The sequence below is a fragment of the Arthrobacter sp. NPDC058130 genome, assembly GCF_042884475.1.
Taxonomy (GTDB): domain Bacteria; phylum Actinomycetota; class Actinomycetes; order Actinomycetales; family Micrococcaceae; genus Arthrobacter.
This window is the reverse complement of the sequence record NZ_JBHVTV010000001.1, coordinates 738169-760394: the sequence shown is the minus strand read 5'-3', so window position 1 is coordinate 760394 and position 22226 is coordinate 738169. Positions and strand designations below refer to the sequence as shown.

Genomic DNA, 22226 nt, shown 5'->3' with positions numbered 1-22226 from the left:
CTACAGCACGTCAGAGTGGGAGGGATCCGGCGACCGTCGCCGTCGATCATCACCTTCCTCGCATCCTGGAGCCCTCATGACCCAAACCCGCGTCGACCCACGCACGGCCTTCTCCGACATCGGCAAGATGCGAAAGATCGCAGTTGCCAGCGTCATCGGCACCACGGTGGAGTGGTACGACCTCTTCCTCTTCGCCACTGCTTCCGCCCTCGTGTTCAACAAGATCTTCTTCCCGAGCTTCGATCCGCTGGTGGGAACGATGCTGGCGTTCGGCACGTTCGCTGCCGCATATGCGGCGCGGATCGTCGGCGCCGCACTGTTCGGCCACTTCGGTGACCGGATGGGCCGCAAGTCAATGCTGCTGACCTCGCTGCTGACGATGGGTGCCGCCACGTTCGCGATCGGCCTGCTGCCGGACTACGCCACGATCGGCATCGCGGCACCCATCCTGCTGCTGACCCTCCGCATCATCCAGGGCTTGGCTTTGGGCGGAGAGTGGGGCGGCGCGGTCCTCATGGTGGTCGAACACGCCCCGAAGGAGAAGCGTGGGTTCTACGGCTCGCTCGTCCAGGTCGGGGTCCCCGGCGGGACCTTGATCGCCAACCTCGTGTTCCTCGTGATCGCGGCCGTCATGCCCGAGCAGGAACTCCTGGCATGGGGCTGGCGTGTGCCCTTCCTGGCCAGCATCCTGCTGGTGGCCATCGGCATCTACATCCGTCTGACTCTCGAGGAGACTCCCTCGTTCCAGGCGGTGAAGGACGCCGGGGCCAAAGCCAAGATCCCGCTGGCGGAACTGCTGCGCAAATACTGGAAGGAAGTCATCCTCGGAGCACTCGCCACGGTATCGACCGGCACAGCCTTCAACATCCTTGTCGCCTTCGGATTGACCTATGGCAAGACTGAACTGAAATACTCCACCAACACCATGCTCTGGGCCGTACTCGTCGCATGCGCGGTGGGGCTCGTGATGCTCCCCGTCTTCGGCCGCCTGTCCGACCGCTTCGGCCGAAAGCCGATCATTGTGGGCGGCATCGTCGCGGAGATTGTCCTGGCGTTCCCGATGTTCTGGCTGATGGATACGAAATCCATCGCGGGCCTCATGTGCGCCTACGTCCTGATGATGACCGCTTTCTGCGCCAACTACGGCCCCATCGCCACGTTCCTGGCCGAACTGTTCGGTTCCCGGGTCAGGTACTCCGGCCTGTCCGTCGCGTACATGCTGGCCGGGTTGCTGGGCAGTGCCATCACCCCTGTGGTCACCACTGCGCTGCTGAAAGCCACGGGCCAAGGCTCGTCAGTGGCGTGGTTCCTGATCGGTTCCGCGGTTGTGTCCCTCGTCGGCCTGCTTCTGCTCTCCGAGACCCTGCGCTCCAACCTCCACTCCGTGCATGAGGCTCCGGTCCGGGCCACGTCGACCCCCGGACCCGAAGAAGTGCCGGTGGGTTCATGAGGCGCCTTGACACCGTCAGCGGAGTCGCCGCGGCCAGGGGCGCAGCCTCCCAGGCCGTCGTCGCCAACGGGTTCGTCTTCGCGTCGGGCCAAGTTCCCCTGCCGGTGGATACGAACGAACCACCAGCGGACTTCGCCGACCAGGTGCGGCTGGTTCTCGCCAATCTGTCCGCGACCCTGGAGGCCGCCGGCTCAAGCCTGAAGCATGCCGTAAAAATCACGACGTTCCTGACCGATCCGCGGCTGGCGGAGTACAACGCGGTCTATGCCGAAGTCTTCGGTGACGAGCTGCCTGCCCGGACCACCGTCATGGTGGCCGGCGGCGATTTCGCCATCGAAGTCCAGTGCGTCGCCGTTGTCGCCAGCGCTGACGACGCGGGCGGGATCCGCAGAATTGCGAACGCCCCGGGCATGGCCCCGGTCTTGGGCCCGTACTCCCAGGCCGTGGTTGCCAACGGCTTCGTCTTCACCTCGGGTCAGATCCCCGCGCGCAGCAGCATGGCAGACCAGCCGGAGGATTTCGGCGGCAAAGTCCGCCAGACCCTGGACAATCTGGAGGCTGTCCTCATCGAGGCGGGCTCCGGACTGGACCGCGTCACGAAGGTCACCACCTACCTGACGGATCCGGACCAGCTCGATGAGTACAACGGCATCTATGCGGACTTCTTTGGTTCTTACCTGCCGGCACGGACCTCGTGTTGCGTAGACATCTGGGACATTGCGCTCGAGATCGAGTGTATTGCGGTCGTAGCCCCGGAGCAGGGGCCGGAAGATCCGTCCCGCACCGGGCGAACGCGGGACGAGGTGGCGGCATCATGAAACGGCTCGCCTCTTTCCCCGGAATGGCCCCCGCCGTCGGACCGTTCTCGCAGGCCGTCGTGGCCGGCGGCTTCGTTTTCACCACCGGACAGATCCCGTTGATCTCCGGCACCGACGACAGGCCGGACGACTTTGCCGGATCGGTCCGGCAGGTCCTCAGCAACCTGGAGACGGTACTGCTCGGAGCCGGCTCATCCCTGGCGCACGTCGTCAACGTCACCACGTACCTCAGCGGCCCTGACCAGTTCGAGGAGTACGACAGCATCTTCGCCGAGGTCTTCGGCGCCGCCCACCTGCCCGCCCGGACGTCCGTCTGCGTGGGTATCTGGGACTTCACGTTCGAAATCCAATGCATCGCAGTCCTGCGAGACGGAGAAGCAGCATGAGGTCGGCACAGATGGCGCTGGAGGCTGAATTGGTCCAGCGCCTCCGCACGGTCAGTTTTCCCACCATCGGGCATTTCCTGGAAGAGGGCTTCCTCGACTCGGGCATCCGGTCCCTGCTCCGGGACGTCCGGGTTGTGGGGCGCGCCGTCACCGTGCGGGTGGCCGAGGCGGACGCCTACGCCACCAACCGGGCCCTGGCCCTGCTGGAACCCGGCGATGTGCTGGTGATTGAGACCGGGAATGACCTCGCCCATGCCCCGGTCGGGGCGGTCACGGGGTGCGCCGCAATGTGCCGGGGTGCGGCGGGGGTTGTGGTCGACGGCGTCGTGACGGACGTCGTCGAGCTTCGCGCGGCAGGGCTGCCAGTCTTCGCCCGCGGCACGAGCGTCCTGACCGCGAAGCGGATCGCCAGCCCCCGCAGTGCCGTCAATGTTCCGGTCTTGTGCGGCGGCGTGATGGTAAACCCGGGCGACGTGGTCATGGCCGATGACAACGGTGTCCTGGTCCTGTCCGCCGCCGAGGCCGCAGCCGTCGTGGACGCGGCCCTCGCCTCCGACCGGGCGGAGCCGGCCATCCTGGATCGGCTCCGATCCGGGGAGCCCATTGGTGATGTTCTTCCCGGAGGGCCACCGCTCAACTAGGGACACCCGCCGCGAGGCGAAATAAAGGGCGGGTCCGGGCTGATAAGCCCGGACCCGCCCTTTGCTTTTAATGGTGAGGTCTTGCGCCTCAGGAGGCCGCGATCACCGGCGCCAGGCGGCCGATGCCCTCCGCGATGAGCTCCGGGGCCAGGGCGCTGAACGCCAGGCGGAGCCGGTTGGTGGGCTCATTGAGCGGCATGAAGGGAGCTCCGTGGAAGACCACCACCCCGGCGCTCGCGGCCCGGTGGACCAGCGCATGCGTGTCCACCGCGGGGTCGAGCGTCAGCCACGTGAAGAAGCCGCCTTGCGGCCTGGTCCAGGTGACCCCGGCCGGCATCTGGTCCTCCAGCGCGGCCAAAGTGGCGTCCCGGCGCTGCCTGTAGATGCCGCGGGACACGTCGAGCTGGCCCTGCCAGTCAAAGTCCCGCAAGTACGCCGAGGTCAACATCTGGTTGAACGCCGGCGGGCACAGGGTGCTGGACCCGCCGGCGATGAGGAACCGCTGCTTCAGATGCCGCGGGATCAGGGCCCACCCCAGCCGCAGGCCCGGGGCGAAGATCTTCGAAAATGAACTCAGATAGAGGACGTCCAGGGGATTTCCGGCCCGCAGGGGAGGCAGCAGGCCGCCCTCGTAGCGCAGGAGGCCGTAGGGGTTGTCCTCCACCACCAGGATGTTGGCCGCCTGGCAGATGTCCACGATGCGCTGCCGCCTGTGGGCGGCCAGGGTCACGCCGGTGGGGTTGTTGAAGTTCGGAATGGTGTAGAGGAATTTGATCCTGTGGCCGTCCGCCCGCAGCTCGAGGATCCGGCGTTCCAGGAGCTCGGGGATGAGGCCCTCCGCGTCGGTCGCCGCAGGCTGGACATTGACCTGGTAGGTGGAAAAGGTTCCCAGTGCGCCCATATACGTGGCGTCGTCCGTCAGGACGGTGTCGCCGGGGTCGCAGAGGATCTTCGTGATGGTGTCGAGGCCGGACTGGGAGCCGATGGTGACGGCGATGTCCTCCGGGTCCGCATCGGAAATGCCCTCAAGCGACATCACGTCGCAGATCTGCCGGCGCAGCTCCTCGGTGCCCTGGGCGCCGCCATATTGCAGCGCCCGCGGGCCTTGGCCGGACAGGATGCGGGCGGCGCTCCGGCCCAGCAGATCCAGTGGCAGCGAGCCCACGTCGGGGTTGCCGCCGGCCAGGGATATCGTGCCCGGCCGCGCGGCCAGCGCAAAGATGTCCCCGACCTCCGTCGAGGTGCTGTTGGCTGAGCGCACGGCCCACAGGCTTTCGTGCCGTGCCCTGGTTGCGTCCGCCTCCAGCCCGGCGTGGTCAACGACGTCGGGTTCCAGGACGTCGGGTTCCAGGACGCCGGGTTCCATCAGGCGCTGACCGGGGCCGCGGCGTCGTCCGCCAAGTCACCGTTGCAGAGCCGGTTCACAACTTCGGTGAGCATGGCCAGCCCCGCAACGATGTCCTGGTCCGTGGTGTATTCGTGCTCGTTGTGGGAGATCCCGTCCACGCTGGGCACGAACAGCATCACCGTCGGGACCAGGTCCTTCATGTTGGTCGAATCGTGCCCGGCCAGGGTCATGACCTGCTTGTTCGCCAGGCCCAGGTCCGCCGCCACCTTGGCCGCGAGTTCCACGCCCTCGGGCTGGTACGGGGTCACGGGCCAGGAGTGGGAGTGGTTGCGCTCCACCGTGACGTTCGCCAGCCGCTCGATCGTTGAAATCCGCTCGTGCAGCAAGGTGTCCGCCTCGGCCAGGACAGCTTCATCGGCGCTGCGCAGGTCCAGCAGCAGGCTCACCCGGGACGGCACCACGACGGGCGAGTTGGGGTAGACGTTCAGCTGCCCCACGGAGGTGTGCAGGACGCCCGGGAAGGTGTCGGCGAGCTCCCGGGCCGCGACCACCATCATCGAGGCGCCCAGCAGCGCGTCCTTCCGGTCGGCAATCACGGTGGAGCCCGTGTGGGCCTGCTCGCCGTGGACCACGAACTCGTATTTGTTGGCCGCCCAGTTCGAATTCACCAGGCCGATGGTGATGCCTTCGCGCTCCATGCTCCGGCCCTGCTCGATGTGGATTTCGGCGCAGAACGCGGCCTCGGGACCCTCGTAGCTGCCCCGGCAGCCGATCGCGTCCAGGGCGTCGCGGACCGAGACGCCGGCCGCGTCCGTGGTGGCCAGCGCGGTCTCGAGGTCGAGTTTGCCCGTGTAGACGGAGGAGCCCATCATGGACGGCTTGAAGCGGGAGCCTTCCTCGTTGAACCAGTTGACCACCGCGATGTTGAACCGGGGCTGACCGGCGGGTCCGGCCGCGGCCCACTGCTCCACGAGCCGGAACGCCGCGTGGGCTGCGGCAAGCACGCCGTAGGCGCCGTCGTAGCGTCCCGCCGTCGGCTGGGAGTCCATGTGGGAGCCCACCACCACGAAGGGGGCACCCGGCACGGCCTCGTACAGTCCCCACTGGTTGCCGGCCCGGTCGAACCGCACCGTGAAACCTCTGGCCTCCAGCAGGCCCGTGAGCCATTGCCGCTGCTGGCCATCCGGCACGCTGGCGGCCTGCCGGTCAACGCCGCCGTTCTCGGTAGCGCCGAATTCGCTCATGGTGTGGAAGTCCTGCACGAACGCGGCGTCGCGGGTGCTGAAAGTGGTGTGAGTAGTCACGGTGTTCCCCTATGAACGATTGGTGGCGGCGCTGAAGAGTGGACCGGTTGCGGCCGAATCGGCCGCAACCGGGGATGTGGGGCCGGGGCTCCGGAACGTAAAGTTCCCCCCGACGGCGGTGGCCAGCACCTCAAGTTCGGCGATGCTGTCCGCGGTGAGCGGGGACCCGGACAGGACGGTGAAGTCGGCCAGCTTGCCGGCGGTCAGCGATCCTTTGACGCCGGAGGTGCCAGTGGCTGCGGCGGCTCCGGTGGTGTACGCCCCCAGGGCCTGGAGCGGGCTCAGCCGCTCGTCCGGGTTCCCGAAGATGGCCCCGGAGGCGGTGCGCCGGTCCACGAAGGCCTGCATTCCGCGGAGCACGTTTCCGTCCGCCACGGGGCGGTCGGAGCTGCCGGCGAGCGTCACTCCCCCGGCAAGGAACGACGCCGCCCGGTAGGCCCAGCCGAGCCGTTCCGGACCGAGCGAAAGCGTCATGCCGTCCCCTCCGTCGGAGAAGAAGCTGGCCTGCGGGGTGACGGCGATGTCCGCGGCGGCCAGCCGCTGAAGCTGCTCCGGCCGGGTCATCGAGGCGTGTTCGATCCTGTTGGGCACCGTCCGCGGGCCGTACTTCGCGGCGCAGCTGGCGATGATGTCGATGGCGAGGTCAACGGCGCGGTCGCCGATGGCGTGCGCCGCGATTGACCACCCGGCCGCGTAGGCGGCCTCGATCTTGGTCCGGAGCGCCTCCGGTTCCGCCTGGAAATAGCCGGTGTTGCCAGTGTTGTCCGTCCCGCCGTGGCTGCAGTAGTCCTGGCTGACCGCGGCCGTTTCGCCCAGCAGCGACCCGTCGAGGAACACCTTCGCCGGGCCCAGGGACAGGAAGTCGTCGCCAAATCCGCTGGCGATGCCCAGATCCAGGCCGGCCCGTGCAGTTTCCGGCGCGTGCGGCCCGCCGAGCGGGTGCAGCACATCAAGGACCGGCATCAGCTGTGCCCGGGCATGGAGCCTGCCCGCGGACGCCGCCCGCTGGTAGGCGGCCAGCTCCACCGGGCTGTGCCCGATCCAGCCGCCGCCAATCCCGGCCTCGGTGAAGCTGGTGATGCCCTCCGCGGCGTAATGGCGGGTGGCCCGGTCCAGGGCTTCTTCGATCGCCTCGGTGGAGTACGGCAGGATCAGCTGCTGGATCAGCTGCTGGGCGGTTTCCTGGACCAGCCCGGTGGGGCGGCCGCCGGCGTCGCGGACGATCACGCCGCCGTCGGGGTCCGGGAACGACGCCGGTTCGGCGTCGGCCAGCCGGAGCGCGGCGGTGTTGACCACGGCCATGTGGCCGGAGTTGTGCCGCATGAACAGCGGCCGGCTTCCCGTGATCCGGTCCAGGACGGTGATGTCCGGAAATTCGCCGCCGTGCTGCGTCTGGCTGAACCCGGTGGCCAGCAGCCAGCCCGGCGCCTGGCCGTCACCGTCCCCGTCCCCCGCGGCGGCGTCTGCGGCCATGCCGGCCTCCAGCAGGGCGTAGAGCTGGTTCAGGCCGCGGGCGCCGGAGACGTCCAGTTCGCCGAGGCCGAGCCCGAACCAGGTGGTGTGGCAGTGCGCGTCGATGAAGCCGGGGGTCACGGTGGCGCCGGCCAGGTCCAGGACCTCGGCGGCCTCCAGCCCGTCCAGGTCGTCGTCGAGGCCCACAATCCGGCCCTGCCAGACCCCCAGCGAGGTGGCACGCGGGCGGCGCTCGTCCATGGTGATGATGTCCGCGTTGCGCAGCAGCAGATCGAGTTTCATGGGATTACCTTGCGTGGTTCTCAGCGGTGGGAGGTGGTGACTGACTTGAGGCGGGTGTAATCCTCCAGGCCAAAGACGGAGAGGTCCTTGCCGGTGCCGGAGTGCTTGAACCCGCCATGCGGGGCCTCGGCCGGGATCACCTGGTGGCAGTTGATCCAGACGGCGCCGAAGTCCAGCTCGTTGGACACCCGGGTGACCACGCCGTGGTTGTTCGACCAGACGCTGGACGCCAGCGCGTACTTGGTCCCGTTGGCGAGCTCCACGGCCTCCGCCTCGTCCCGGAAGGGCTGGATGGTGACGACGGGTCCGAAGATTTCCTCGCACACCACCTCGTCGGCCTGGAGCACTCCGTCGATCACTGTCGGTTCGAAGTGGAAGCCGGCGCCCGTGCGCTTGCCCCCGGCGAGGACCTTGGCGTTCGCGGGGAGCCGGGACATGAAGCCCTCCACGCGGTCCAGCTGGGCGGCGCTGTTCAGCGGGCCCAGGTCTGCGGCGTCGCCGCCGACCTTGAGCGCTGCGGCGGCCGCTGCCAGGGCGGCGCCGAACTCCTGGTGGATCGGTTCCTCCACGAGCACGCGGGTCACGGCGGTGCAGTCCTGGCCGGCGTTGAAGAACGCACCGAGCGCGATCTCCCGGGCCGCCTGGTCAATGTCGGTGTCGGCGAAGACGATTGCCGGGGCCTTGCCGCCGAGTTCCAGGTGGACGTCCTTGAGCGTCTTGGACGCCGCGGACATCACCTGTGCCCCGGCCCGGGTGGAGCCGGTGATGGACACCATTTCCGGGATCTCGTGATCCACCATGGCGGCGCCGGTCCCGCGGCCGCCGCAGATGACGTTCACGACGCCGGCCGGGTAGGCCTCCTGCGCCAGCTCGCCCAGGACCAGCGTGGACCAGGGGGTGGTGTCCGCGGGCTTCAGGACGAGGGTGTTCCCGGCGGCGAGCGCCGGTCCGATCTTCCAGATGGCCATCATGAACGGGTAGTTCCACGGGGTGATCTGGGCGACCACGCCGAGGGGTTCGCGCCGGACGGTGGAGGAAAAGCCGCGGACGTATTCGGTCTGCGCGGTCCCGGAGACCACGCGGCAGGCGCCGGCGAAGAAGCGCAGCTGGTCGGCGCCGCGGAGGATCTCAATCTCGCGGGTGACCTCGCGGGGCTTCCCGGTGCAGGCCACCTCGGCGTCCAGGAGCCGGTCGACGTTGGCCTCGATGAGGTCGGCGAGTGTGAGCATCATGGCCTGGCGTTCGGCCGGGGTGGTCCGCTTGTAGCTCTTGAAGGCGGCGTGGGCGGCCTGGAAGGCCCGGTCCACGGTGGCGGCGTCGCTGTCCGGTGCGGTGCCGAGCTGTACCCCGGTGGCGGGGTCGAAGAACGGCAGGGTGGCCTCGGCCGAGCCGTCCGCGGCGGTGCCTGGGACGATCTCGCCGTTGATGATGTTGTGCAGGGTGATCATGGCGGGCTCCGGTCAGTTGCTGGCGGTCTTGGGTGAGCGGGTGGTGGGGTCCTGCGGGAGGTGCAGGACGGCCGGCAGCCCGGAGTCAACGGCGCGGCGGAAGGCTGCGCCGAAGTCCTCGGCCTTCTCCACGCGTTCGCCGTAGCCGCCGTAGGAGCGGGCCAGCGCGGCGAAGTCCGGGTTGGTCATGTGGGTGCCCGAGGGGCGGCCCGGGTAGTGGCCTTCCTGGTGTTCGCGGATGGTGGCGAAGATTCCGTTGTCCACCACCAGGGCGATGAACTTCCCGCCGTGGCCCATGGCGGTGGCGATTTCCTGGCCGTTCATCATGAAGCAGCCATCGCCTGCCACGGAGATCACCTGGCGGCCGGGGTAGGCCAGGGACGCGGCCACCGCGGCCGGGATCCCCATGCCCATGGCACCGTTCCGGGGCGCGGCGAGGGAGTTCGCGGTGGTGTGCTTGAGGTAGCGGGCCGGCCACAGCGAGTGGTTCCCGGCCCCGTAGGTGATGACGGCGTCGTGGTCCATTTCCTGCTTGAGGATTTCCATCACGACGGCGAGGTCCACTCCCGTTCCCCCGTCAGGCTGCGCGGACGAGAACTTCTCGTAGTCAGCGCGGGCCCCGGCCAGCCAGCCGGCCGCGGGTTTCACCGCGGAATCCGTGGCGGCGAGCGCCGTGGCGAAGGACGCGACGTGGGCGGGAATGTGCTGGTCCAGCCGGCCGAAGTGGCCCAGCAGGTCGGCGCCGGGGTGGACGACGACGGTGACGGCGTCCAGTCCGCGCTTGTAGCCGTCGGAGAGGACGTCGGCGCGGACGCAGCCGACGAAGACCAGCAGGTCGGCCTCGTCGAGGCGGCGGGCGTTGGCGTCGCTGCGGGCATAGCCGAGGTAGCCGGCGTAGGAGTCGCTGGAGTGCGGGACGGCGTCGTAGGCGCGGAAATCGGCGAGCACGGGGACACCGTGCCGGGAGGCCCAGCCGGCCAGGGCGTCGGAGGATTCCTGGTCCCAGCCTTCGCCGCCCACCACGATCAGGGGCTTGCTGGCCGCGGCCAGCTTCGCCTCAAGGCCGGCGAGGTCCGCCGCTGCGGGTTCGGTCCGGGCCACGGTGCGGGGCTCCACCGTGCACGATTTCGCTGGGCCCGATTCGATGGTGTGGACCAGCACGTCTTCGGGCAGCCCGATCACCACGGGTCCGGGCCGGCCGCTGAGCGCCGTGAAGATCGCGTCGTCCACCACGCGGGCGGCGGACGCGGCGTCGTCGAGCGTCACCACTTTCTTGGCCGTGCTGCCGAACCAGGCATTGATGTCGAATTCCTGGAACGACTCCCGGCCGCGGTCGGCCACCGGGATGAGGCCGACGAACAGGATCATCGGGGTGGCGTCCTGGTGCGCGGTGTGGATGGCGATGAAGGCGTTGGCGGCGCCCGGACCCCGGGTCACCATGGCCACGCCCGGAAGCTCCGTCAGCCGGCCCTCGGCGAGTGCCATGAACCCGGCTCCGCCTTCGTGGCGGGTCACCACGGTTTCGATGGAGGATCCGTGCAGGCCGTCCAGCACATCCAGGAAGCTCTCGCCGGGAACGCCGTAGACGCGCTGGACGCCGGCCCGTTCCAGCTGGGCAACAATCAGGTGTCCTGCGGTTGTTGTGGTGCTCAATGCTTCATTCCCTTTTCTTCGATGCTCAGTGCGGGGAGGAAAATGCCGGACAGTGCGGTCAGTACGGACACGACCAGCAAGATGATGGCGCCGGGCCAGAATGAGTTGCCGGTGGCGGCGACGAGGGCGGTGGCGATCAGCGGCACGAAGCCGGAGATGACGCCGGCGCTGTTGGAGGTGATGGCGACGCCGGTGTAGCGGACCTTCGTGGCGAAGAGTGCGGTCAGGGCAGTCCCGGACACCGCGTACGGGACGGACAGCGTGCAGACTCCGATGATCATGGCCAGGACCACCAGGACGGGGTTGGCGGTGTCGATGGCCAGGAAGACGGGCACGGCGACGGCGGCGGAGGCGATGCCGCCCCACAGGATGACCTTGCTGGCACCGAACTTCTCGCCCATACGCCCGGCCCAGATGAGGGCGAAGATTTCAAAGACTGCGGCCAGCAGCGAGCCGAGCAGCAGGGTTTCGGAGGGCAGCTTGAGGACCTTGGTGCCGTAGAAGACCACGAAGCTGGTGATCAGGTAGAAACCGCCGATGCCCAGCAGCGCGGAGCACATGCCCACCAGGATCTGGCGCCAGCTCTTGGTCAGGACGCCGCGGATGGGGGCGTGCTCGGTCTCGCCTGACTCCATGAGGGCTTCGAATTCCGGGGACTCGCTGAGCTTGCTGCGGATCCACATCGAGACGGCCAGCAGCGGGATCGCCGCGATGAACGGGATGCGCCAGCCCCAGGCGTCGAAGTTGGCCTGGCCCACCAGGTACAGCATTCCGAAGAACCCGCCCGAGGACAGGATGGTGCCGATCGGCGAGCCGAGCTGCGGCAGGGCGGCGTAGCGGGCGCGCTTCGCGACCGGCGCGTTTTCGACGGCGATGATCACCGCGCCGCTCCACTCGCCGCCGACGGCGAGGCCCTGCAGGATGCGCAGGGCGACCAGCAGGATAGGGGCCGCGACGCCGATTGTCATGTAGTTCGGGAGCAGGCCGATGAGCCCGGTCACGAGGCCGATGCCCACGATGGTGACCATGAGGATCTTCTTCCGGCCCACCTTGTCGCCCAGGGCGCCGAAGATGAAGCCGCCGATCGGGCGGGCCACGAAGCCCACTGCGAGGGTGGCGAAGGAGCTCATGGCCGAGACGAACGGGTCCTGGGACACGAAGTACTGCGCGTTGAACACCAGCGCCGCGGCGGTGGTGAACAGGAAGAAGTCGTACCACTCCAGCGCCGTCCCGACGAGGGCCGCGAGGGCGACTTTCTTGGCCACACTCTCATCGACAACCCCGGGTAACTGCGGGCTGGCGGTGGTGGTGGCGTTGCTTGCGCTTCTTGCCATGATTACTCCAAATAATGCGGAAGGGATGGGACCGGCCAGCAAGGCCGACGGGGTGTGACTGCGCTCACCCGATTACTCTTGTTCCATTCTGCCAGCACATTTCGTCCAAAAAACTAGCATTGCATCACGCATTTCCGTGCCTAGAATGTGTGAATGCACAATTTCCATTCGCCGGGTGATTCCCGGCGCTGGGCCGAACTGGTGGAGCTGCTCCACGGGCGGCTGGACACGCTGGCCGAGACCTTCACGTCGAGAGTCCGCGACATCCCCGAGTACGCCGAAAAACAGGTGGGACGCGGCGACCTCGAAGTGACCGCCCGCGAAACGTTCAGGCGCTTGATCGACGGCCTGCGCGGACAGGAGCTCCGGCAGCAGTCCACCCCCGGTCCGGCGATGGAGTCGCTCCTCGAATTCGCCGCCGATCTGGGCGCCAAACGCGCCCGGGCCGGCATCCCGCCCGAGGCACTGATCTCGGCCGTCCGGCTGGACTTCAGCATCATCTGGGAAAGCCTGCTGCAGATCGCCGATGCCACGGACGCCGCGCTGCTGGCATCCAGGGTGGACAGGGTCTGGCGCGTCGTGGACCAATTCGCCACGCGGACCCACACGAGCTACCTGACCGAACGGGTCCGGATGGCCCAGGAGGAATCCAGCATTCGGCGCGAATTCATCGCCCGGCTGTTCAACCAGACCAGCCCCACCGCGGAGACCGTCAGCCAGGTCGCCGCGGCCCTGGGCCTGGACTCGACCTCCCGCTTCGGACTCGTGGCGGCCAGCGGCGATGCTGCCGTGAGCCTCCGAAACGCCGCCACCAGTCTGGGGGCGGGGCAGCCCACCCGCAGCCGCTTCTTCGTCCACGAGTTCGGCGGCAACACCTACGCGTTCTGGTCGGTCCCGGCGCATCGGGACGGCTCCCGGCAGCCTGTTCCCGCCGCCCTTAGTGAGATCCCATGCGGCTATGTCCCTGGAGTCGCCGGGCTGAGGGCCTTGCCCGCGGCGGCCCGCACAGCCGGAAGCCTCGCCGCCCTGCTGCGCCCCTCCGATTCCGGGCCCCTGTCGGCGGAGGCCGCCTGGGCCCGGCTGGCCAAGCAGCAAATGCTCGACGTCGGCCTGGACCTGCTGGCCGACCTTGAGGCGGGCCTGGCCGGGTGCCGCGGCGGCGAACGGGAGCGGCTGGAAGAAACCGTCCGGCACTATCTGGAAACAGGCAGTGTTACGACGACGGCCCAGCAGCTCTTCTGCCACCGCAACACCATCCTCAACCGGATCAGCCGTTTTCAGGAACTGACCGGCGTGGACCTGGCGGTCCCGGAGCAGACGGCCCGGCTCGTCGTCGCCTGGGCGTGAGGCCCGGGGGTCAGGGATGGGGTAGAACTTAACCATGAACGTGCGCACCCCTGACCCGAATCCCGGCTGGCTCTCCGACGACGACCTGTTCGAAGCGCGCGGCCGGCTGCCGATGGTCTATGTCGAGGCTGTTCCGGTCCGGCTGGACCCGCTGGGGTTCGTGAACGAGGTGGGCACCCTCCTGCAGGCCGACGAGGACGGCACCATGGTCCGTTCCCTGGTGTCCGGCCGCGTTCTCTACCGCGAGACCATCCGCGCCGCGCTGCTCCGCCACATGGAGAAGGACCTGGGCCCGCTGGCCTTCCCGCAGCTGCCGGTCAGCCCGGTGCCGTTCACGGTGGCCGAGTACTTCCCGTCGCCGTCCCATACCGGTTTCACGGACGACCGCCAGCACGCCGTCTCCCTGGCGTACGTCATTCCCGTCACGGGAGATTGCTCCCCGCGGCAGGACGCCCTCGAACTGACCTGGATGACCCCGCAGGAGGTCATGAGCACGGACGTGCAGCTGGAATTCAGCGGCGGCCGCGGGGCCCTGGTCCGGCAGGCGCTGGCCTTCGCGGGCGTCGGCAACTAGCCGGCTCCTTCGGGTCCGGCACAGCCCGACCTTCGGGTCCGGCACAGCCCGGGACGCTCGGGGCCCGCTGCGTCCCCGACTTCACGCACCCGATTTTGTAGACTGGAGGGCGGACCGCAAGAGAACTTTAAGGACTCCCGATGACCCACCCCCCAGCCTCCCGGAACTACAGTGAACAGCAGGCTGGATCTCTGCAGGCCGGCGACCACCTGATCCTGCCCGACGGAAACCGCTCCGCCGAGGTCCAGCGCGTGGACGTCGAAGCCGACGATTTCGGTACTCCCGCCATGGTCCTGGCGACCCTCAGCGGCGGCGGCGTACTGCGGATCGCGGCAGGTTCCATGATCCGGCTCACGGTAGACGCCGAGCCAGGCACGTCAGTTATTTTCGGCGCCGCTGCCGGTTCCGGCACTTCCGACGACGGCGATGATCCGGCGTCCGGGCAGTCCTCCGAGCCGGAAGAAGAGGCACCCGACACGGCGGCCGCCGTCGTCGTCCCTCCGCAGCCCGTTGCACCGCCGGCGGTGAGCGAGCCCAGCGAAGCGGACCTGGCGCTCATCCCGGCCCCGGACGGCACGCCGGAGTCTGTGGTGGAGGCCGTGGCCGGGGCCCATCCCGGCTCCGTCGGCGTCCAGCTGCTCAGCGAACGGCTCGCCAAGGGCATCAATACGAAGTCCGGAAGCTGCCTGAAGGACCTCAGCGACCTCGCGCACGAGCTCTTCATCATCCTCAAGGACGCCGAGAACGCGCTGGCGGTGGCCGACCTCCTTAACGTCCTGCCGTTCGACGGCAACCCGGACCGCTGGGCTTCGGTGGAGTCAACCCTGGCGCTCTCCAGCTACATTTGCGGCCAGCTGGGGCAGGAGACGCGCGCCGGGATCTACGAAAAACTGCTCCGCGCGCCCGAGGCCATGGAAATGGACCCGTTCAAGGCCAGGATCAACGCCAAGGTGCGCCAGCGTTCGCTCAACGAGCCGAACCTGTACGACAAGGAAATCTTCCGCTCGATCGACAACGCGAACCCGGACGCGGAACGCGAATGGCGGCTGCTGCGGCTTGAGGCGCTCCTGTTCCTGCGCGCGCATGGCGGCTCCGAAACCATTGGCGCCACCGAACTGGACCGCCGGATCGGCAACGAGCTCGAATCGGTCCGCGCCTAGCGCCCCGGGCTGAGTGGGGGTGGGCCCACACAAGTTGGCCCTACCCGTTGGGGGCCGGGAGTTGTAGATTCACCCCATGACGAACAATCTGAGCGTTGTGATTAATTCTGACGCGCAGCAAGTTTGGACCATGCTGCGCGAACCCGCCCTGATCGCCCAATGGCACGGCTGGGTGGCCGATGACCAACAGGCCGAAATCAGCGAAATCTACTTCGGCCCCAACGTGGTCGAAGGCGCAGACCACACGTCCCTGGTGGTCGACGGCGGAGACGTCTTCACCTTGAAACCCGTCCCCACGGGCACGGAGGTCAGCGTCACGCGGGCGGCCATCGACCACAATTCCGAGTGGGCGGCCTGGGACGAGGACATCACCCAGGGCTGGCTGACTTTCCTCCACCAGTTGCGCTTTGCCCTGGAACGGCACCCGCACGGCAAGCGCCGGACGTTGTTCTTCTCCATGCCCGGCAGCGACGGGTCCGCGATTGAAAAACTCGGGCTCAGCGATGTCCCGGCGCCCGGGGAACCGTATTCGTTCACCCTGCCCACTGGCGAGGAGGTCTCCGGCAAGGTGTGGTTCCGCAGCAACCACCAGGTGGGCCTGACGGTCCACCACTACGCCGAGCACGGGGACGGCCTGCTGATCGTCGCGGACCAGCCCGTCATCGCCGACGTCCGGCCCGACGGCGGATCCCTGGCGATTGTCTCCACGTACGACCTCGGGGCCCACCAGCTGGAGGCGATCCGCAATTACTGGGACAAGTGGCGGGCTGAGAACTACCCCACATCGGATCCCGTCCACTAAGGCAAGGGCTGCGTTAGCTGGCACACTTGAACCGTGCCAGCCAATCCTGACTCCGATTCCTTGCCCGAGTCTCTGCCCGAGTCTTTCCCCGCGCCTGCCCGGCAGTCCGAGTTTTCCTTCCGCGTGGGCAAGCGCCTGAGCGAGGCGTGCCCGCCGTCGGCCGCGCAGATTGCCGCCAACGGCGGGCAATTCCTGGGCCGCACCGGCACCATCGCCACCCCGCACGGGGAGATCCAGACCCCGGCGTTCATTGCCGTCGGCACCAAGGCCACGGTTAAATCCGTGCTGCCGGAATCCATTGCCGAACTCGGCGCGCAGGCCGTACTGGCCAACGCCTACCACCTGTACCTGCAGCCGGGCGCGGACATCCTGGACGAGGCCGGCGGACTGGGCGCGTTCATGAACTGGCGCGGGCCCACGTTCACCGATTCCGGCGGTTTCCAGGTGATGAGCCTGGGCTCGGGGTTCAAGAAGGTCATCGACATGAAATCGGTGGACAGCTCAGGACCCGACGACGCCGTGGCGCCCGGCAAGGAACGCCTGGCCCACGTGGACGAGGAAGGCGTCTGGTTCAAGAGCCACCTCAACGGCGACCGGCACCGCTTCAGCCCCGAGATCTCCATGAATGTCCAGCACCAGATCGGCGCGGACATCATGTTCGCGTTCGATGAGCTGACCACGCTGCAGAACTCCCGCGGCTACCAGGAGGAGTCCCTGGAACGGACCCGGCGCTGGGCCGAACGGTGCATCACCGAGCACTTCCGGCTCACGTCCGAGCGCGCCGGCAAGCCTTACCAGGCCCTGTTCGGCGTGATCCAGGGTGCCCAGTACGAGGATCTGCGCCGCAAGGCCTGCCGCGACCTTGGCGCCATGAACTTCGACGGCTTCGGCATCGGCGGGGCGCTGGAGAAAGAGAACCTCGGCACGATCGTGCGCTGGTGCAACGAGGAGCTGCCGGAGAACAAGCCGCGGCACCTGCTGGGCATCTCCGAACCGGACGACATCTTCACCGCCATCGAGAACGGCGCGGACACGTTCGACTGCGTCTCCCCCACCCGGGTGGCCCGCAACTCGGCGTTCTACCACCCCACCGGCCGGTACAACCTCTCCGGCGCCAAGTACAAGCGCGATTTCGGCCCGCTGCAGGAAGGCTGCGACTGCTACGCCTGCCTGAACTACTCGCGGGCCTACATCCACCATCTGTTCAAGGCCAAGGAGATGGTCTCGGCCACCCTGATCTCGATCCACAACGAGCGCTTCGTGGTGAAGATGGTCGACGACGCCCGGCTCGCCATCGAGGCCGGCAACTTCTTCGAGTTCAAAGCCGAGACCCTGGGCCGCTACTACTCTTAGGGGCGTCCTGACCGTCCCGCCGTCGAGGTCGCCGGAAACGTGCGGGGTCGCCGGAAGTTTCCGGCGACCCCGCAGCGATCCGGCGAACTCGTGGCCGGCGGGCCGTCAGGCCGTGATTTGCCGCCCCTCAGTTCGCGGGGTGCAGCGACGCCGAGAGCGCCGAGTCGGCATCCCGCAGGACCTTGGCCGCCACCTGGAGGCCCTCGATCCGGCCCAGGGAGACGTCCTCGTGCTCGATGTTGACCAGCATGTCCGGGTCCACCTCGTAGAGCGCGCGCAGGAACTCGGTCCAGTAGGCGGTGTCGTGCCCACGCCCCAGCGCCACGAAGTCCCACGCGGAGGCTTTGGGCCACTCGTTGGCCCACTCATCGCCGCCGAGATTGGTGCGGTTTTCCTCCGGGGAGAGCCGGCGGAAGCTGTTGTCCAGAACGCCGTAAAGCGCGGCATTCTCCGTGTTCACGCGGACGTCCTTCGCAGCCGCCTGGAACACAAGCGGACCGAGTTCGCGGACCACAGCCACCGGGTCCATCTGCTGCCAGAACAGGTGCGAGGCGTCCAGCTCGACGCCGACGTGGGTGGCGCCGGTGAGCTCAATGAGCTTGTGGACGTCGGCAGTGTTGAACACGATGTTCTGCGGGTGCAGTTCAAGGGCCACCTTCACCCCGTGGTCGGCGGCGAGGCGGTCTGTTTCCTTCCAGAACTCGGCCGCGATGCCCCACTGGTAGTCGAGCACGTCCAGGGCGGCCGAGTTCCAGGCGTTGACCACCCAGTTGACCGTGGTGGCGCCGGGCTCGCCGCCGGGCAGGCCGGACATGGTCACCACGCGGTCCTGTCCCAGCCGCTGCGCCAGCCGGATGGAGCGGCGGATGTCCTCGGCATGCTTCTCGCCGATTTCACGCTTGGGGTGCAGCGGGTTCCCGTTGCAGTTCAGCCCGGCGATCGAGACGCCGGTCCCCTCGAACATCGCGAGGTAGTCATCGCGGGCCGCATCGGATTCGAGGATCTGGTCCATGGTGGGGACGTGCACTGCCGGCAGGAATCCGCCCGTGTTGATTTCGATGCCGGTCAGGCCCAGGTCGGCGATGACCTTGAGGGCGTCGGGAAGCGGCCGGTCGTGCAGGATTGCGTTGTAGACCCCGAGTTTCATAGCGTGATTTTCTTCCCGCTGTTGAGCGCGGATTCGGCGACCGCGCCGAGCAGTTCCATGTTGCGCACGCCCTCGTCGAACGTGGCGCAGCGGGGCAGGGACTCCGCCTCGCTGAGACCTGCGACCTCCTCAAGGAACGCCCGGGCCTGGTAGCCGAAAGCGTCATTCTGGCCGAAGCCGACCTCGGGGGCGTCCATGGCAAGTCCGCCGGCGATGTAGGGGTGGCCGGGGCCGAGGATCACCTGGCGGTAGCCGTTCTCGTTGCCGGATCCGTCGTTGAGGAACAGCTGGATTTCAGCGGGGCGGCGCTGGTCAAACTTGGCCGCACCGTTCTCGCAGAACACTTCGAAGTTGAGGCTGTTGGCGTGGCCGGCCGCGACGCGGGAGACCTCAAAGCTGCCGGCGCCGTTCTCGAATTCTGCGGAGAACGCGGCGTAATCGTCGTTTTCGACCGGCTCGAACGTGTCGCTGACCGCCGCGTGGTCGTGGCCCATGACGGCGGCGAGCGGCAGCGGACGCTTGTCGATCACGGTGCTGAGGCGTCCGCCGCTGATGGACTTGATGTCGCCGCAGAGGAACTCAGAGATGTACGTGAGGTGGCTTCCGACGTCGGCCAGCGCACCGGAACCGGGACCGCCTTTGTAGCGCCAGCTCATCGGCGCCGACGGGCTGAAGCCGTAGTCGGTCCAGTAGCGGCCGCTGAAGTGCAGGACGTTGCCCAGGACGCCGGTGCGGATGAGGTCGCGGATGTACGCAATGCCGGGCGTGCGGCGGAAGGTGAAGCCGATGCGGGCAATCGAGCTGGCGTTGCGGGCCGCGTCCGCCATGGCGCGGGCGTCCTCGATGGAGTCACTCAGCGGCTTCTCGCACAGTACATGCTTGCCGGCGGCCAGCAGGCCCTCCACGACTTCCCGGTGCAGGGAGTTTGCGATCACGACGCTCACGACGTCGATGTCATCGGCCTCGGCGATCGCCTGCCACGACGTGTCATTGCGTTCGTAGCCAAAACGCTTCGCGGCCAGCGAACCGAACTCGGCGTTGACGTCGCCGATCGAGACCAGCCTGATGGGAGGAAGAACCGGGCTGTACAGCGCAGAGGCCGTCCGGTACGCGGCAGCGTGCGCCTTCCCTGCCATGCCTGCGCCGATTACGGCGACTCCTAAACTGTCAGCCATCGATTTCTCCTTTGAAATTCGGCCAGGCCACCGGCCCGGTCCCATAAAATTGGAGCGCTACAAAATCTGGCGCTGGTAAGAGCGTGTCCATGTCCATATGTCCTGTCAATGATGGACCGGTTATCCTCGGATGAGACTTGAAAGGCCCTGCAGATGTCGCTGAACACCCCTCGAACCCGCCGCCCGACGATTTACGACGTCGCCAAGAGCGCCGGAGTTTCCCCGTCGCTGGTGTCACTGGTGCTGCAAAACCCGGCCAAGGTCAGCGAGAAGCGGCGGGAGGCCGTCCGGGCGGCCATGTCGGAGTTGGGATACCGCCCCAGCCGGGCGGCCACCACGCTCGCCAGCAGCCAGACCAAGAGCATCGGCCTGGTCATCGACGACTTCCGGAACCTCTGGTTCGTGGACCTCCTTCGCGGCATGGAATCCGCGCTCTCCCCGCACGGCTACCAGGTCACCCTCGCGGATTCCCGCCCCGGCGAGAACCGCATCACCGAAGCCGTGGACGGGCTGCTGTCCATGCACGTGGAGGGCCTCGTCATTGCCGCGGAGCCCAGCGAGTCCATGATGGCCGGGACCTGGGTTCCCGCCGTCGTCGCCGGCTGGCGAAACGGCGTTCCCGCCGGCGCCGACCTCATTACGAACGACGACGACGGCGGCGGCCGCATGGCGGCGGAGCACCTGCTGGGGCTCGGCCACGCGCGGATCGGACATCTTTCCGGCTCCGGCGGCGCCGCCGCGCACCGGCGGGACGGCTTCCGCCGAGGCATCGTGGAGGCCGGCATCGACGTCCGGATCGCCGGAGAATCCCAGGGGACCTCCGAGGAGGACGGCTATGCCGCCGCCTCCTGGCTGCTCGAGAATTACCCCGACACGACCGCCCTGTTCGCGGCCAATGACACCATGGCCCTCGGTGCCCTCGCCGCTGCCAAGGCCCGCGGACTGTCCGTCCCGGCAGACCTCTCCGTGATCGGCTACGACAACTCCCAGCTGGCCAAGTCGCGGTATCTGGACCTGACCTCGGTGGACAACCGCAGCGACATTGTCGGATCCGATGTCGCAAGCACGCTGCTGGCACGGATCCAGGACCCCGCCCTCGAACCGCGGCGCAAGCTGATCGAGCCGGCCCTCATTGTCCGCGGCACCACGGCCCGCGTTTCGGGCTGACACAGGCCACCCGGGCACCTCCGGCCCGCTGGCTGCCTCCCACTCACCGCCTGCCTCCCCACCGCCTCCCACTCACCGCCTGCCTCCCCACTCCCACTCACCGCCTGCCTCCCCTCTCCCACTCACCGCCGAAGTCGCCGGAAGCGCCCGAATTCGCCGGAAATTTACGGCGTCTCCGCCGCTATCCGACGAACTGGGCAGCGGCGGTGGCCGCGGGCGGCGTCTTCGCGTTTTCCGCACAGCGCCTTTTCCACACAGTGTGTTTTCCACATAGCGACGGCGGAGCTTCCCGGCCGCTTCCAGGGCAGCCGAAACTGAAGGCATGCCATCCACCGCATTGCTGAAGTTGCCGCCCTCGGGCAACCTCTGGCGCACTGAACAACTGCTCGATCTGGGGTACGGATCGCGGGCCATCCGCTCGCTCCTGGAATCAGGTACCCTCGTCCGGCTCCGGCACGGCTGCTACGCCCGTGCCGGCTTATGGCATGCCCAGCCCCCGGCCGTGCGGAGCAGACAACTCATCTTTGCCCACGCCCACGGAACGCTTACGACGTCGACTGGCACCTTCCTTTACAGCCACACCTCGGCGGCGCGCTTGCGCCGCCTCTACCTCTGGGACGTGGATGACACGATCCATCTCCTCCAGAAGGTGCACCCCTCGAACGAGCGGCACGGCAGGGACGTCCGCTGCCACACGCGCCCGTTCGCCGAGCACGACGTCGCCGTTGTGGACGGCCTTCGGACCACTTCCCTGGAGCGCACGACTGCCGACTGCGCCATGATGCTGGGCTACAGGCAGGCGTTGATTCTCACTGACCATGCGCTTCGCCTCGGCGCGGACCTGGCAGCGCTGCAGGCCATGGCGGATGCACTGGACGGCCGGCGGGGAGTCCGGACATTCCGCCGCGTCCTCGCCTCGACCGATCCGCTGTCCGAATCGCCCGGCGAAACCCTGACCCGCGAGCTGATTCTGCGGTTCCGAATCAGGCCTCCTGAGCTTCAACTTGAAGTGTCAAGCCGCGCCGGGCGGCACCGTCTGGACTTTGCGTGGAAGGAGGAAAAGGTCGCCCTCGAATTCGACGGCAGGACCAAGTACTTCGAATACAGCCCCACGGCCGAAGTGCTATTCGAGGAACGACGCCGGGAGAAGGCCCTCACCGAAGAGGGCTGGCGGTTCCTGCGCATCGAGTGGAAGGACCTCTTCAGGGAGCAGGAGTTCAAGAGCCGGCTGCTGGGTGCCTTGGCCGGCCGCCCGCACCCGTGAGTGTCGAGGTCGCCGGAAGCCCGCGACACCGCCGGAAGCTTACGGCGTGCCCGCTGCGAAACGGCGTATTGGGCGGCTGCCGGCGGCTGCGACGGCGGGG

At 67.8% G+C, this 22226-nt stretch carries 19 protein-coding genes; 11 read left to right on the top strand and 8 right to left on the bottom strand.

Annotation, left to right across the window (positions count from 1 at the left end; translation table 11 throughout):
• Positions 1 to 76 precede the first annotated feature (76 nt).
• The 4 genes from ACFVTM_RS03575 to ACFVTM_RS03560 are packed head-to-tail and all read left to right on the top strand — an operon-like array spanning position 77 to position 3295.
• Positions 77 to 1450, top strand: coding sequence for an MFS transporter (locus ACFVTM_RS03575; protein ID WP_390201990.1), 1374 nt, complete (start codon positions 77 to 79; stop codon positions 1448 to 1450).
• Positions 1447 to 2268 carry a RidA family protein gene (locus tag ACFVTM_RS03570; protein ID WP_390201989.1) on the top strand — a complete coding sequence of 274 codons (822 nt, stop codon included), beginning with the start codon at positions 1447 to 1449 and terminating at the stop codon, positions 2266 to 2268. The genes ACFVTM_RS03575 and ACFVTM_RS03570 overlap by 4 nt, the downstream gene beginning before the upstream one ends.
• Complete coding sequence (locus ACFVTM_RS03565) at positions 2265 to 2654, top strand: RidA family protein (RefSeq protein ID WP_390201988.1); 390 nt, start codon at positions 2265 to 2267, stop codon at positions 2652 to 2654. The genes ACFVTM_RS03570 and ACFVTM_RS03565 overlap by 4 nt, the downstream gene beginning before the upstream one ends.
• Positions 2651 to 3295 (top strand): RraA family protein, encoded by a 645-nt coding sequence (locus ACFVTM_RS03560; RefSeq protein WP_390201987.1) that lies wholly within the window; start codon positions 2651 to 2653, stop codon positions 3293 to 3295. Before ACFVTM_RS03565 ends, ACFVTM_RS03560 begins: the two co-directional genes overlap by 4 nt.
• An 88-nt stretch (positions 3296 to 3383) precedes the next feature.
• Here ACFVTM_RS03560 and ACFVTM_RS03555 read toward each other — a convergent pair whose 3' ends face one another.
• From ACFVTM_RS03555 to ACFVTM_RS03530, 6 genes are read right to left on the bottom strand one after another with little or no spacing between them, the layout of a single operon-like run.
• A complete protein-coding gene (locus tag ACFVTM_RS03555; protein WP_390201985.1) occupies positions 3384 to 4661 on the bottom strand; it encodes a PLP-dependent aminotransferase family protein in 1278 nt (425 codons plus the stop codon).
• A complete protein-coding gene (locus tag ACFVTM_RS03550) occupies positions 4661 to 5947 on the bottom strand; it encodes a M20 family metallo-hydrolase (protein ID WP_390201983.1) in 1287 nt (428 codons plus the stop codon). Before ACFVTM_RS03550 ends, ACFVTM_RS03555 begins: the two co-directional genes overlap by 1 nt.
• Before the next feature lie 9 nt (positions 5948 to 5956).
• Complete coding sequence (locus ACFVTM_RS03545; RefSeq protein WP_390201981.1) at positions 5957 to 7702, bottom strand: amidohydrolase; 1746 nt, start codon at positions 7700 to 7702, stop codon at positions 5957 to 5959.
• A gap of 20 nt (positions 7703 to 7722) precedes the next feature.
• Entirely contained in the window at positions 7723 to 9150 is a 1428-nt protein-coding gene (locus tag ACFVTM_RS03540; RefSeq protein ID WP_390201979.1) for a gamma-aminobutyraldehyde dehydrogenase, read from the bottom strand.
• 12 nt (positions 9151 to 9162) lie between these two features.
• Complete coding sequence (locus tag ACFVTM_RS03535) at positions 9163 to 10803, bottom strand: thiamine pyrophosphate-dependent enzyme (RefSeq protein ID WP_390201977.1); 1641 nt, start codon at positions 10801 to 10803, stop codon at positions 9163 to 9165.
• Positions 10800 to 12137 (bottom strand): MFS transporter, encoded by a 1338-nt coding sequence (locus ACFVTM_RS03530; RefSeq protein ID WP_390201976.1) that lies wholly within the window; start codon positions 12135 to 12137, stop codon positions 10800 to 10802. Before ACFVTM_RS03530 ends, ACFVTM_RS03535 begins: the two co-directional genes overlap by 4 nt.
• Before the next feature lie 153 nt (positions 12138 to 12290).
• Here ACFVTM_RS03530 and ACFVTM_RS03525 point away from each other — a divergent pair, with 153 nt between their 5' ends.
• The 5 genes from ACFVTM_RS03525 (at position 12291) to tgt (ending at position 17373) form a co-directional block, all read left to right on the top strand.
• The gene (locus tag ACFVTM_RS03525; protein ID WP_390201975.1) at positions 12291 to 13484 is read left to right on the top strand and encodes a PucR family transcriptional regulator; all 1194 of its coding nucleotides are present in this window, start codon (positions 12291 to 12293) and stop codon (positions 13482 to 13484) included.
• Between the two features lie 34 nt (positions 13485 to 13518).
• Positions 13519 to 14058, top strand: coding sequence for an NUDIX hydrolase family protein (locus ACFVTM_RS03520; protein ID WP_390201974.1), 540 nt, complete (start codon positions 13519 to 13521; stop codon positions 14056 to 14058).
• A gap of 140 nt (positions 14059 to 14198) precedes the next feature.
• Positions 14199 to 15218: a DUF6707 family protein gene (locus tag ACFVTM_RS03515; RefSeq protein WP_390201973.1), complete on the top strand. Its 1020-nt coding sequence runs from the start codon at positions 14199 to 14201 to the stop codon at positions 15216 to 15218.
• Between the two features lie 76 nt (positions 15219 to 15294).
• A complete protein-coding gene (locus ACFVTM_RS03510) occupies positions 15295 to 16020 on the top strand; it encodes an SRPBCC domain-containing protein (RefSeq protein ID WP_390201972.1) in 726 nt (241 codons plus the stop codon).
• 33 nt (positions 16021 to 16053) lie between these two features.
• On the top strand, positions 16054 to 17373 hold the full coding sequence (gene tgt, locus ACFVTM_RS03505; protein ID WP_390201971.1) for a tRNA guanosine(34) transglycosylase Tgt: 1320 nt from the start codon (positions 16054 to 16056) through the stop codon (positions 17371 to 17373).
• Positions 17374 to 17500: 127 nt separating this feature from the next.
• Here the strand turns inward: tgt and ACFVTM_RS03500 are convergent, their stop codons facing one another.
• Positions 17501 to 18520 carry a sugar phosphate isomerase/epimerase family protein gene (locus tag ACFVTM_RS03500; RefSeq protein ID WP_390201970.1) on the bottom strand — a complete coding sequence of 340 codons (1020 nt, stop codon included), beginning with the start codon at positions 18518 to 18520 and terminating at the stop codon, positions 17501 to 17503.
• A complete protein-coding gene (locus ACFVTM_RS03495) occupies positions 18517 to 19695 on the bottom strand; it encodes a Gfo/Idh/MocA family protein (protein ID WP_390201968.1) in 1179 nt (392 codons plus the stop codon). Before ACFVTM_RS03495 ends, ACFVTM_RS03500 begins: the two co-directional genes overlap by 4 nt.
• Positions 19696 to 19848: 153 nt before the next feature.
• Here ACFVTM_RS03495 and ACFVTM_RS03490 point away from each other — a divergent pair, with 153 nt between their 5' ends.
• Positions 19849 to 20862, top strand: a complete 1014-nt coding sequence (locus ACFVTM_RS03490) for a LacI family DNA-binding transcriptional regulator (RefSeq protein ID WP_390201967.1) — start codon at positions 19849 to 19851, stop codon at positions 20860 to 20862.
• Between the two features lie 322 nt (positions 20863 to 21184).
• On the top strand, positions 21185 to 22126 hold the full coding sequence (locus ACFVTM_RS03485) for a type IV toxin-antitoxin system AbiEi family antitoxin domain-containing protein (RefSeq protein WP_390201966.1): 942 nt from the start codon (positions 21185 to 21187) through the stop codon (positions 22124 to 22126).
• Positions 22127 to 22226 lie beyond the last annotated feature (100 nt).